We start from the raw sequence: 12,128 nt of genomic DNA on the forward strand, positions 1-12,128 counted from the left end.
CGCGGGAGCGCCTGCGACAACCGGCGGGCGTCCTCCGGGCCGCCCCAAGCACGTCCTCAGGACGTCGGGACGTTGCCCAGAATGCTCTCCATCAGCGGCGCAGCGTCGCCCGGCTCGAAGAACGCCGTCGACTCGGCGACGATCCAGTAGCTGCCGCGGAACACCTGCACCTCGCCGGAGGTGCCGGGCTTGAAATACCCCTCGATGGTCGGAGGAACGCCGTAGGTCGGCACCGGCTTCGAGTCGGTGATGGCTGCGTTCTTCAGCCCTTCCAGCTGGCCGGTGGGAGGCTTCGCGACCGCGACCTGGATGACGTCGCCGCTCGTCTGGTTGAGCCAGGCGCAGGCCACGCCCTTCCAGTCGGCGATCTTCTTCTCGAGCGAGCCGTCCTTCGGTGCATAGCCCGGGTCGGCCCCGTAGTTCGGGTTGAAGGCGTAGACCTGGTCGGCGGTCAGCACCTGATCGCAGGTCAGTCCGACGGGCGTCGGCGGGTCCGTCGGCGTCGGCGTCGCCGTCGGATCGGGGGCGGACGACCCTCCGCCCTGGGCGGAGCCGGCGGTCGGGGAGGCGGCCGGCTTCGCCGACGGAGCGCACCCCGAGAGGGTGAGGGCGGCCGCGAGCCCGACAGCGGTCATCGCGGTGAGGAAGGCAAAGCGCCGGGAGGTGGAGGGCATGCTGCGTTTCGTCTCTCTGCTCGGCGCGCGCCGTGCGGGAGCGCGCGTCCGCGATGACCCTATCAACCCGCAGGTCGGTGCACGCCGCGAGCGCGCCCGGCGCCCCGGTAGAATCGTTCCTCATGACTCCCGCTGACCTCTCCACCGCCCTCCTCGACATCGTCACGACGGTGGTCGAGCAGCGACGCGAGGCCGGCGCAGACGTCCCGGAGCTGGTGCTGACCGTCGACGACGTCCCGCTGGAGCGGCCCAAGAACCGCGACCACGGCGACTGGGCCTCCAACGTCGCGATGCGTCTGGCCAAGAAGGTCGGCGCGAACCCGCGCGAGCTCGCCGAGCAGATCGCGTCGGCCGCCGCCGGGATCGACGGCGTCGCCTCCGCCGACGTCGCGGGGCCCGGATTCATCAACTTCCGGCTGGATGCCGCCGCGGCCGGGCAGCTCGCCCAGACCATCATCGAGGCCGGCGACGGCTACGGTCGCGGCAACCTCTACGACGGCCTGCGCGTCAACCTCGAGTTCGTCTCCGCCAACCCGACCGGCCCCGTCCACATGGGCGGCGCCCGCTGGGCCGCGGTCGGTGACAGCCTCGCCCGCATCCTGCAGGCCGAGGGCGCGGACGTGACCCGCGAGTACTACTTCAACGACCACGGCTCGCAGATCGACCGGTTCGCGCGCAGCCTGCTGGCCGCCTACCTGGGCGAGCCGACCCCGGAGGACGGCTACGGCGGCGCGTACATCGGCGAGATCGCCGACCGCGTCGTGGCCGAGGCGCAGTCCACGGGGACGGACCTGTCGCAGCTCCCGCGCGACCAGCAGCAGGAAGTGTTCCGCTCGATCGGCACCCAGCTCATGTTCGAGGAGATCAAGGAGCGCCTGCACTCGTTCGGCGTCGACTTCGACGTCTACTTCCATGAAGACTCGCTGCACGAGTCGGGGGCCGTCGAGCGCGCCATCCAGCGCCTCCAGGAGCAGGGCCACATCTACGAGGCCGACGGCGCGATCTGGCTGCGCACGACCACGTTCGGCGACGACCGCGACCGGGTCGTCATCCGCTCCAACGGCGAGCCGGCGTACATCTCGGGCGACCTCGGGTACTACCTCGACAAGCGCGAGCGCGGCTTCGAGCAGAACATCATCATGCTGGGCGCCGACCATCACGGCTACATCGGCCGGATGATGGCCATGGTGGAGGCGTTCGGCGACGTTCCCAACGTGAACCTCCAGATCCTGATCGGCCAGCTGGTCAACCTGGTGAAAGACGGCGAGCCGGTCCGGATGTCGAAGCGCGCCGGCACGATCGTGACGCTCGACGACCTGGTGGATGCGGTCGGCGTCGACGCCGCCCGCTACGCCTTGGTCCGCTCCTCCACCGACTCGCAGCTCGACATCGACCTCGACCTGCTGGCGAAGCGGAGCAACGAGAACCCGGTCTTCTACGTGCAGTACGCGCACGCCCGCACCCGCTCCGTCGCCGCGAACGCCGAGAAGGCGGGCGTCGACCACAGTGCCTTCGCCCCGGAGCTGCTGACGCACGAGACGGAGTCCGCCCTGCTGGGCGGCCTGCAGGAGTTCCCGCGCGTGGTCGCGCAGGCGGCCGAGCTGCGCGAGCCGCACCGCGTCGCCCGCTACATCGAGGAGCTGGCCGGTCTGTACCACGCGTGGTACGCAGTGAGGGACGGCTCGACGCGCGTCCTCCCGCACGGGGACGAGCCCGTGACCGACCTGCACCGCACGCGACTCTGGCTCAATGACGCCACCGGGCAGGTGATCCGGAACGGGCTCGGCCTGGTCGGGGTCTCCGCGCCGGACCGCATGTGACCGACAGCGACCGAGGAGGCCGCCGATGAGCGACAGCACGACCCGGGTGCTCCCGGATGCGGACGGGGCGGCGCCGCGCCGTCGGCGTCCGCGCTGGCTGCGCCTGCTGCTCGCGATCGGCATCCCGGTGGTCGTGATCATCGTGCTGCTCGTGATCGTCGACTCGGCGGCGCGGGCCTATGCAGAGCAGCGGGTGTCGGACGAGATCCAGAAGAACCTGCCGTCCGACGTCCAGGGCACGGTGACGACGCACATCGGCGGCTTCTCGGTGATCCAGCAGTACCTCTCCGGCTCGTTCGAACGGGTCGAGCTGGATGCGCCGAACGTGGTCGCCCAGGGCGCGCCCCTGAGCGCCAAGCTGGTCGCGACCGGCGTTCCGACCGACTTCTCGAAGCCGATCGCCCACGCCACGGGCACGCTGTCCATCAGTCAGGAGTCGCTGAACAAGCTGGTGAAGATCCCGGGCGCGACGGGCGATATCACGCTCGGCGACGGGACGATCGGCTACGACGGTTCGATCGACCTGCTCGGTCTGCCGGTGGGTTACACGGTCACTGCGACCCCGCAGGCGGCCGGCAAGCAGGTGCTGCTGAAGCCGGAGAAGGCCTCCCTGACGACGGGCGCGGGCAACGTGAACCTCGATCGGCTGCTGCAGGCGCTCACCGCCCAGGGACCGTTCCCGGTGTGCGCCGCCCAGTACCTGCCGGACGGCGTCCAGGTCGCCGACATCTCCGTGACGTCCGGCCATGCGACCGTCCAGCTGACGGCCTCCGACTTCGTGATGGACCAGAAGTTCCTGAACAGCAAGGGCAGCTGCTCGTAACACGCACGAAGGGCCCTCCGCGTCCTCGATAGACTTCTGCTGTTTCTCCATCCGGCTTCAGGGGCCAATCCGGGTCCGCTCGCCTAGGAGGCCCCCACTCGTCGCGACCCGTGAGGATCCCTATGGCCACTCCCGAGACCCCTGTCCCCAATCCGCTGGCGCCGCCGTGGCTCCGCGTCCCCGCTGACGCGAACGACCTCGCGCCCGGTCTGTGGTCGCGCACGGCGCACCGCACCGCCGGGGGCGAGCTGACCGTCGGCGGACTGTCCGCCGCTGAGCTCGCCCGTCGGTTCGGCACTCCTGTCTATGTCATCGACGAGGAGGATGCGCGCGACCGCGCCGCCGAGGTGCGTTCGGCCTTCGACCGCGCTTTCACCGAGATCGGCACCGCGGCCAAGGTCTACTACGCCGGCAAAGCGTTCCTGAGCGTCGAGGTGGCTCGGTGGATGGACGCGGCCGGCCTCTTCATCGACGTCTGCAGCGGCGGAGAGCTGGCGGTCGCCCTCGCGGCGGGCGTCGACCCCGAGCGTCTCGGCTTCCACGGCAACAACAAGTCCCTGGCCGAGATCGACCAGGCCGTCGGTGTCGGCATCGGCGCCATCGTGATCGACAGCCTCCAGGAGATCGACCGGGTCGCTGCAGCGGCCGAGCGCCACGGCGTGGTGCAGAGCGTCCGGCTCCGGGTCAACAGCGGCGTGCACGCGCACACGCACGCCTTCCTGGCGACCGCGCACGAGGACCAGAAGTTCGGCATCGCACTGGAGCACGCGGTGGAGGCGGTCGAGCAGATCCGCAGCCACGCCTCCCTCGCGTTCCGCGGCCTGCACTGCCACATCGGCTCGCAGATCTTCGGTGCGGACGGGTTCGCTGAGTCCGCCTCCCGCCTGCTGACTCTGCACAAGCGGCTGCTCGACGGGGGAGACGTCCCCGAGCTCAATCTGGGCGGCGGTTTCGGGATCGCGTACACCGCGGCCGACGACCCCGCTCCGATCGAGCAGCTCGCGCGCCTGATCGCTGCGACCGTGGCTGCGGGATGCGAGGAGCTCGACATCCCGACGCCGGTCGTCGCCTTCGAGCCCGGACGGTCGATCATCGGCACCGCCGGCCTCACCCTGTACACCGTCGGGACGACGAAGGACGTGCCGGTCACGTTCCAGGACGACGGCGAGACGGCGGTCCGCCGCTACGTGAGCGTCGACGGCGGGATGAGCGACAACGCCCGTACGGCGCTGTACGAGGCGGAGTACTCGGTCCGGATCGCCGGCCGCAGCTCACAGGCGGCCGCGCAGCTGGTCCGCGTGGCCGGCAAGCACTGCGAGAGCGGTGACATCGTCGTGAACGCCGAGTACCTGCCGGGCGACGTCGTGCCAGGCGACCTGCTGGCCGTCCCGGCCACGGGCGCCTACTGCTTCGCACTGTCCAGCAACTACAACTACCTGGGGCGGCCGCCCGTCGTCGCGGTGCGCGACGGAGAGGCCCGCGTGCTCGTCCGCGGCGAGACGATCGACGATCTCCTCGCTCGCGACACCGCCTACGACCGCGGCACCGTCCGCAGCCTCATCTCGAAGGAGAGCGACCGCGCATGATCGAGTACCGCAACCTCCGTGTCGCCCTGCTCGGGGCCGGCTCCGTCGGCTCCCAGGTCGCCCGACTGCTGCTGTCGCAGGGCGACGAGTTCGCCTCCCGGATCGGCGCCCGCCTGGAGCTCGTCGGCATCGCCGTGCGCGATGTGGACGCCCCACGCGACGTCGAGCTGCCGCGCGAGCTCTTCACGACCGACGCCAGCTCCCTGATCCTCGGCGCCGACATCGTCGTCGAGCTGATGGGCGGCGTCGAGCCGGCCCGCGGCTACGTGCTGGAGGCCCTGAACTCGGGAGCCGACGTCATCACGGCCAATAAGGCGCTGCTCGCGACGCACGGACCCGAGCTGTTCGAGGCCGCCGAACAGGTGGGCGCCCAGCTCTACTACGAGGCGGCCGTCGCCGGCGCCATCCCGATCATCCGCCCGCTGCGCGACAGCCTGGCGGGGGACCGCATCAACCGCATCCTCGGCATCGTCAACGGCACGACCAACTTCGTGCTCGACCGGATGGACGTGAACGGCGAGACGCTCCAGGACGCCCTCGCCACGGCCACCGACCGGGGATACGCGGAGGCCGACCCGACCGCCGACATCGGCGGGTACGACGCCGCGCAGAAGGCCGCCATCCTCGCCAGCCTCGCCTTCCACACGACCGTCCCGCTCGACCGTGTCTACCGGGAGGGCATCACCAGCGTCGACAAGGCCCAGGTGGATGCTGCGCGCGAGGCGGGAGCGGTCATCAAGCTCCTCGCGATCTGCGAGCGCCTGACCGACCCGGAGACGGGGGAGGAGGGCGTCTCCGCCCGCGTCTACCCGGCACTGATCAGCCGCGAGCATCCCCTCGCCGCGGTGCACGGCGCGCACAACGCAGTCTTCGTCCAGTCCGCCGCCGCGGGTGACCTCATGTTCTACGGCGCCGGTGCGGGCGGCGTCGAGACCGCCTCCGCCGTGCTCGGCGACGTGGTCTCCGCGGCGCGCCGGCACGTGGTCGGCGGCCCCGGCGTCGCGGAGTCGACCCACGCCGGCATCCCGGTGCTCGACATCGGCCGCGTGGTCACCCGCTATCAGATCACGCTCGATGTGGAGGACCAGCCCGGCGTGCTCGCCGCGGTCGCACGGATTCTCAGCGACGGCGGGGTCAGCGTCGAGACGGTCCAGCAGTCGGTGCCCAGCAGTCACACGGGTCCTGTCGTCATCGCGGGTAACGCGGACCTCGCGGCGGGCCTCCCGATTCACGGCGGAGCGACCCCCACCGCTACCCTGGTGATCGGCACCCACGAAGCCGAGGAGGCCGCACTCGCGGCCACCGTCGAGGCTCTCGCGGCGAGCGACGTCGTGATCGCCATCTCTTCCGTTCTCCGAGTCGAAGGATCGTAATGCCCCAGCCGAAGCCCTACAGTCGTCAGTGGCGCGGCGTCCTGCACGAGTATGCGGACCGCTTGAACATCTCCGACGCGACTCCGATCGTGACCCTCGGCGAGGGCGGAACGCCGCTCATCCCGGCCCCCGCGCTGTCCGCGCGGACGGGCGCGCAGGTCTACGTCAAGTTCGAGGGCATGAACCCGACGGGCTCGTTCAAGGACCGCGGCATGACCATGGCCATCTCGAAGGCCGTCGAGCACGGCGCGAAGGCCGTCATCTGCGCCTCGACCGGCAACACCTCCGCGTCGGCCGCCGCCTACGCGACGCACGCCGGCATCCAGGCCGTCGTGCTCGTGCCCGAGGGCAAGATCGCCATGGGCAAGCTCAGCCAGGCGATCGCCCACAACGCCCAGCTGCTGCAGGTGCAGGGCAACTTCGACGACTGCCTCGATATCGCGCGCGAGCTGGCCACCAACTACCCGGTCCACCTGGTCAACTCGGTGAACCCGGACCGCATCGAGGGTCAGAAGACCGCCGCCTTCGAGGTCGTCGAGGCCCTGGGCGACGCTCCCGACTTCCACCTGGTCCCGGTCGGCAACGCGGGCAACTACACCGCCTACCACCGCGGCTACTCCGAGGAGCTGCAGCGTGGCGAGTCGACGAGACTCCCGCGGATGTTCGGCTTCCAGGCCGCCGGGAGCGCACCGATCGTGCTCGGCCACGCCGTGAAGGACCCCGACACCATCGCCACCGCCATCCGGATCGGCAACCCGGCCTCCTGGGAGCTCGCGCTCAACGCGCGCGACGACAGCGACGGCTGGTTCGGCGCGATCGACGACGCCAAGATCCTGGAGGCGCACCGCATCCTCTCGGCCGAGGTCGGCATCTTCGTCGAGCCGGCGTCCGCGATCAGTGTCGCAGGCCTCCTCGAGCGCTCGGAGGCCGGCGCGATCCCCGCCGGATCGACCGTCGTGCTCACCGTCACCGGCCACGGCCTCAAGGACCCGCAGTGGGCCCTCCGCACCGCGGACGGCTCCGACGTGCAGCCGACCGTCGTGCCCGTCGACACCACCGCCATCGCCGACGTGCTCGGCCTGGTCCCTGGATCCGGCACGTCCGCGGCCGAGAACGCCGAGGCCACCGCGTGACCTCGCCGGATCTGCGCGGCCGCACGGTCGTGGTGAAGGTTCCCGCGACGAGCGCGAACCTCGGCCCGGGCTTCGACACCCTCGGCCTCTCGCTCGCGCTGTACGACGAGCTCGAGGTCTCGGTGCGCGATCAGCCCGGCGCGACCGTCGAGGTGACCGGCGTCGGCGAGGGCGAGGTGCCCACCGACGAGAGCAACCTCGTCGTGCGCGCCATCGCGCACACCTTCGAGGCCGTCGGCGTCCCGCTGCCCGGCCTGAACCTGCGCGCCCGCAACAGCATCCCGCACGGACGAGGGATGGGCTCCTCCGGCGCCGCGATCGTCTCCGGCATCATGGCGGCCAAAGGCCTCCTGGAGGGTGTCGTCGACCTCGACGCGCAGCAGCTCCTGGCGCTCGCGAACGACATGGAGGGCCACCCCGACAACGTCGCTCCCGCCCTGTTCGGCGGCCTGACCATCGCCTGGGTGACGCCCGAGGGCCCGCGCTTCAAGAAGCTGATCGTGCACCGCGGCGTCTCGCCGCTCGTGCTCGTGCCCGAGCACGTGATGTCCACTGCTCTCGCTCGCAGCCTCCAGCCGCAGTCCGTCCCGCACGAGGACGCGGTCTTCAACGTCTCCCGATCTGCACTGCTCGTCGCGGCCCTCATCCAGAGCCCGGAGCTGCTGCACGCCGCCACCGAGGACAAGCTCCACCAGAGCTACCGCGCGTCGGCGATGCCGGAGACCGACCGGCTGATCACCCTGCTCCGCGAGAACGGCTTCGCCGCCGTGGTCTCCGGCGCCGGGCCCTCGATCCTCGTGCTCGGCAGCGACCCGAGTCAGCGGCTCGCCGCCGCGAAGCTCGTGGAGGAGGCGGCGCAGACCCGCTGGCAGCCTCTGATGCTGGCCGTCGACTTCAAGGGCGCGACCGTGACCCGGGTGGAACCGGTGCAGCAGGAGGCCGCGACGACGCACTCTGACACACCGGTGGCCTAGCGTCCGAGGCGCAGCCGCCGAGGTGGTAAACTGCAGACGCACCCGAGAAGGACCCGCGTCACGAGCGAATCCAGCTTTCCGGGTGATCTCCTAGCAATCATGCCGTCACTCCTGCCTGCCTTCCCGGTTCCCCGGGCGGCGACGTAGCGCGGATCAGAACGCAGCGCGTATCGGCAGTTCATGTGACGAAGCTTCACAGACGGCGCGCATAGGCGCGCCGGGGGAAAGGATCCTCTTCCGTGACTGATGTCGAACTCCACGCCGGGGGCGTGGACACCAGCGACCTGGCCTCGCTCAAGGTGGCAGAGCTGCAAGCTCTCGCCGCCGGGCTCGGGCTCCAGGGCGCAACCCGGCTCCGCAAGGGCGAGCTGGTCGAGGCGATCGCTGCCGCACGTGCGGCCGCCGCTCCGACCGACGCCGCCGAGCCGGTGCACACCGAGAGCCCTGTCGACGTGGAGGCCGCACCGGCCGCCGCCTCGCAGGTGCTCACCGAGCCGCTGATCGCCGAGCCGCTCATCGCCGAGCCGGCCGGCGCCGAGCGCGTCGAGCCCACCGTGGGCGACCCGGTGCTGCCGCAGACCGATGCCGCCGCCGACGCGGGGGCGCAGGCGCCCGCCGAGCCGCGTCGTCGCGGCTCCCGCCGGGTCAGCAGCCCGGACGGCACCGGTATCGCCACCGGCAACGGTGTCGCCGCCGGCGCGCACGTCAACTCCGGCGACACCGGTGTCGAGTCGCTCATCCCCGATGTGGATGCGCTCCTCGACTCGGCCCTCGCCTCCCGCGAGCAGGCCCGCGGCCCGCTGAACGGCGAGCAGGCGCAGGGCAACGGCCGCCGCCGCCGCGGACGCGGCCAGGGCGGTCAGAACGGCGACCAGGCCCAGGAGGCCGCGGGCGCGCCCGCCCAGAACGGGCAGCAGAACGGCGAGCAGCCGCAGGAGCAGCCCGAGGGCGCCCGCCAGGGCGGCGAGGCCCAGCAGGCCGACCAGGCCGAGGGCCAGAACGAGCAGCAGGGCACCGGCCGCAACCGCCGCAACCGCAACCGCAACAAGAACAGCGGCCAGCAGAACGAGCAGGGCCAGCAGGGCCAGCAGGGACAGCAGCAGGGACAGGGTCAGCCCAAGGACCTCCAGCAGGGCGGGCAGGGTCAGCAGAACCGCGGCCAGCAGGACCAGCAGAACCGTGGCCAGAACGCCCAGAACGACCTCGCAGAGGGCGAGCGCGGCGGACGCTACCGCGACCGCAACCGCAAGCGCCGCGGCGGCCCCGCCGGCGACGAGTTCGAGCCCGAGCTGAGCGAGGACGACGTCCTCATCCCGGTCGCCGGCATCCTCGACGTCCTCGACAACTACGCGTTCGTCCGCACCACCGGCTACCTGCCCGGTGCGAGCGACGTGTACGTCTCGCTCGGCCAGGTCAAGAAGTACAGCCTCCGCAAGGGCGACGCCGTGGTCGGCGCCATCCGCCAGCCGCGCGACAACGAGAACAACACGCGCCAGAAGTACAACGCGCTGGTCAAGGTCGACTCGATCAACGGGCAGACCCCCGAGGAGGCCGCGGCGCGCGTCGAGTTCGGCAAGCTGACGCCGCTGTACCCGCAGGAGCGCCTGCGGCTCGAGACCGAGCCGAGCAAGGTGACCCAGCGGATCATCGACCTCGTCGCCCCGATCGGCAAAGGCCAGCGCGGCCTCATCGTCGCGCCGCCGAAGGCCGGCAAGACGATCGTGATGCAGCAGATCGCCAACGCGATCACCGCCAACAACCCCGAGGTGCACCTCATGGTGGTGCTGGTGGACGAGCGGCCAGAAGAGGTCACCGACATGCAGCGCACGGTGAAGGGCGAGGTCATCGCCTCCACCTTCGACCGCCCCGCCGAGGACCACACGACCGTCGCCGAGCTCGCCATCGAGCGTGCGAAGCGCCTGGTCGAGCTGGGCCACGACGTCGTCGTGCTGCTCGACTCCATCACCCGCCTGGGCCGTGCGTACAACCTGACCGCCCCGGCGTCGGGCCGCATCCTCTCCGGTGGTGTGGACGCGTCGGCGCTGTACCCGCCGAAGCGCTTCTTCGGCGCCGCCCGCAACATCGAGCACGGCGGATCGCTGACCATCCTGGCGTCCGCTCTCGTCGAGACCGGCTCCAAGATGGACGAGGTCATCTTCGAGGAGTTCAAGGGCACCGGCAACATGGAGCTCCGCCTGTCGCGCCAGCTGGCCGACAAGCGCATCTTCCCGGCCGTCGACGTCAACGCCTCCGGCACCCGCCGCGAAGAGATGCTGATGGGCCAGGACGAGGTCAAGATCACCTGGAAGCTGCGCCGCGCCCTCGCCGGGCTGGACCAGCAGCAGGCCCTCGAGATCGTCCTCGGCCGCCTGAAGGAGACCTCGAGCAACGTCGAGTTCCTCATGCAGGTGCAGAAGTCGATGCCCGAGCCGGCCAACGGTCGCGGTGCCGCGCACTCGCACGGCCACGAGAACGACCACCGCTAGCAGCGTTCAGCGCCCGTCCGCCGTGCCTTCTGCACGGTGGGCGGGCGCTTCGGCGTTCCCCGGCACCTCCCGCAGAAAGAAGACCCCATGTTCGAATCGGTGAACACGCTCATCGCCGAGCACGACGACCTGCAGCAGCAGCTCTCCGACCCGGACCTGCACAGCGACCCTGTGCGCTCCAAGCGAGTGAACCGCCGCTACGCGGAGCTCTCGCGCATCGTGGCGTCGTACAACGAGTGGCGGCAGCTCTCCGACGACCTGGAGGCCGCCCGCGAGCTGGCCACCGAGGACGCGGCGTTCGCCGAAGAGATCCCGGGTCTGGAGGAGAGCCTCGCAGCCTCCACCGAGAAGCTGCGACGTCTCCTCATCCCGCGCGACCCGAACGACAGCCGCGACGTGATCATGGAGATCAAGATGGGGGAGGGCGGCGCCGAGTCGGCCCTGTTCGCCGGCGACCTGCTTCGGATGTACCTGCACTACGCCGACTCCAAGCGCTGGAAGGCCGAGATCATCGAGCAGACCTCCAGCGACCTGGGCGGGATCAAGGACGTGCAGGTCGCGTTCAAGGGCAGCTCGACCGACCCGGCCGAGGGAGTCTGGGCGCACCTGAAGTACGAGGGAGGCGTCCACCGCGTGCAGCGCGTGCCGGCGACCGAGTCGCAGGGCCGCATCCACACCTCCGCCGCCGGCGTGCTCGTCTTCCCGGAGGTGGACGAACCGGAGGAGGTCGAGCTCAACCCGAACGACCTCAAGATCGATGTGTTCCGCTCGTCCGGCCCGGGCGGTCAGTCGGTCAACACGACCGACTCCGCTGTGCGCATCACGCACGTGCCGACGGGCATCGTCGTGTCGATGCAGAACGAGAAGAGCCAGCTCCAGAACCGCGAGGCGGCGATGCGCGTGCTGCGCGCGCGCCTGCTCGCGCGCCAGCAGGAGGAGGCCGACGCCGAGGCGGCCGAGTTCCGCAAGGGCCAGATCCGCACGATGGACCGCTCGGAGCGCATCCGCACCTACAACTTCCCCGAGAACCGCATCGCCGACCACCGCACCGGCTACAAGGCCTACAACCTGGACGCCGTCATGAACGGCGCCCTCGACCCCGTCATCGAGTCGAACATCCACGCCGACGAAGAGTCTCGCCTAGCCGCCCTCGCCGACTAACCCTCCCTCGGTCCTCCGCCCACCGTCGAGTACACGATTTCTGCACGCCGCAACGGCGTGTCGCGTGCAGAAATCGTGTACTCGACGGTGGGGGCAGG

At 70.7% G+C, this 12,128-nt stretch carries 9 protein-coding genes; 8 read left to right on the forward strand and 1 reads right to left on the reverse strand.

Annotated elements, in window-relative coordinates; translation table 11 throughout:
- Nucleotides 1–56: 56 nt before the first annotated feature.
- The gene (locus SB754_RS04330; protein ID WP_410781125.1) at nt 57–674 is read right to left on the reverse strand and encodes an iron ABC transporter ATP-binding protein; all 618 of its coding nucleotides are present in this window, start codon (nt 672–674) and stop codon (nt 57–59) included.
- 122 nt (nt 675–796) lie between these two features.
- Here SB754_RS04330 and argS point away from each other — a divergent pair, with 122 nt between their 5' ends.
- The 8 genes from argS to prfA all read left to right on the forward strand — a co-directional run bounded on the left by argS (nt 797) and on the right by prfA (nt 12,030).
- Entirely contained in the window at nt 797–2,494 is a 1,698-nt protein-coding gene (gene argS, locus SB754_RS04335) for an arginine--tRNA ligase (RefSeq protein ID WP_410781126.1), read from the forward strand.
- A gap of 25 nt (nt 2,495–2,519) precedes the next feature.
- The gene (locus SB754_RS04340) at nt 2,520–3,317 is read left to right on the forward strand and encodes a DUF2993 domain-containing protein (RefSeq protein ID WP_410781127.1); all 798 of its coding nucleotides are present in this window, start codon (nt 2,520–2,522) and stop codon (nt 3,315–3,317) included.
- Between the two features lie 122 nt (nt 3,318–3,439).
- Complete coding sequence (gene lysA, locus SB754_RS04345; protein WP_410781128.1) at nt 3,440–4,903, forward strand: diaminopimelate decarboxylase; 1,464 nt, start codon at nt 3,440–3,442, stop codon at nt 4,901–4,903.
- The gene (locus SB754_RS04350) at nt 4,900–6,276 is read left to right on the forward strand and encodes a homoserine dehydrogenase (protein ID WP_410781129.1); all 1,377 of its coding nucleotides are present in this window, start codon (nt 4,900–4,902) and stop codon (nt 6,274–6,276) included. Before lysA ends, SB754_RS04350 begins: the two co-directional genes overlap by 4 nt.
- The gene (thrC, locus tag SB754_RS04355; RefSeq protein WP_410781130.1) at nt 6,276–7,409 is read left to right on the forward strand and encodes a threonine synthase; all 1,134 of its coding nucleotides are present in this window, start codon (nt 6,276–6,278) and stop codon (nt 7,407–7,409) included. Before SB754_RS04350 ends, thrC begins: the two co-directional genes overlap by 1 nt.
- The gene (thrB, locus tag SB754_RS04360; RefSeq protein ID WP_410781131.1) at nt 7,406–8,383 is read left to right on the forward strand and encodes a homoserine kinase; all 978 of its coding nucleotides are present in this window, start codon (nt 7,406–7,408) and stop codon (nt 8,381–8,383) included. Before thrC ends, thrB begins: the two co-directional genes overlap by 4 nt.
- Nucleotides 8,384–8,622: 239 nt before the next feature.
- Nucleotides 8,623–10,869 (forward strand): transcription termination factor Rho, encoded by a 2,247-nt coding sequence (gene rho / locus SB754_RS04365; protein WP_410781132.1) that lies wholly within the window; start codon nt 8,623–8,625, stop codon nt 10,867–10,869.
- A gap of 87 nt (nt 10,870–10,956) precedes the next feature.
- Entirely contained in the window at nt 10,957–12,030 is a 1,074-nt protein-coding gene (gene prfA / locus SB754_RS04370) for a peptide chain release factor 1 (protein WP_410781133.1), read from the forward strand.
- Nucleotides 12,031–12,128: the final 98 nt, after the last annotated feature.

The organism is Leifsonia sp. SIMBA_070 (genome assembly GCF_046534635.1).
In the GTDB taxonomy this organism is placed as follows: Bacteria; Actinomycetota; Actinomycetes; order Actinomycetales; family Microbacteriaceae; genus Leifsonia.

What these genes read in the sequence shown, in the direction of transcription:
- SB754_RS04330 (WP_410781125.1), bottom strand. Translation starts at nt 674, where the DNA reads ATGCCCTCCACCTCCCGGCGCTTTGCCTTCCTCACCGCGATGACCGCT.
- prfA (WP_410781133.1), top strand. Translation starts at nt 10,957, where the DNA reads ATGTTCGAATCGGTGAACACGCTCATCGCCGAGCACGACGACCTGCAG.
- lysA (WP_410781128.1), top strand. Translation starts at nt 3,440, where the DNA reads ATGGCCACTCCCGAGACCCCTGTCCCCAATCCGCTGGCGCCGCCGTGG.
- SB754_RS04340 (WP_410781127.1), top strand. Translation starts at nt 2,520, where the DNA reads ATGAGCGACAGCACGACCCGGGTGCTCCCGGATGCGGACGGGGCGGCG.
- SB754_RS04350 (WP_410781129.1), top strand. Translation starts at nt 4,900, where the DNA reads ATGATCGAGTACCGCAACCTCCGTGTCGCCCTGCTCGGGGCCGGCTCC.
- argS (WP_410781126.1), top strand. Translation starts at nt 797, where the DNA reads ATGACTCCCGCTGACCTCTCCACCGCCCTCCTCGACATCGTCACGACG.
- thrC (WP_410781130.1), top strand. Translation starts at nt 6,276, where the DNA reads ATGCCCCAGCCGAAGCCCTACAGTCGTCAGTGGCGCGGCGTCCTGCAC.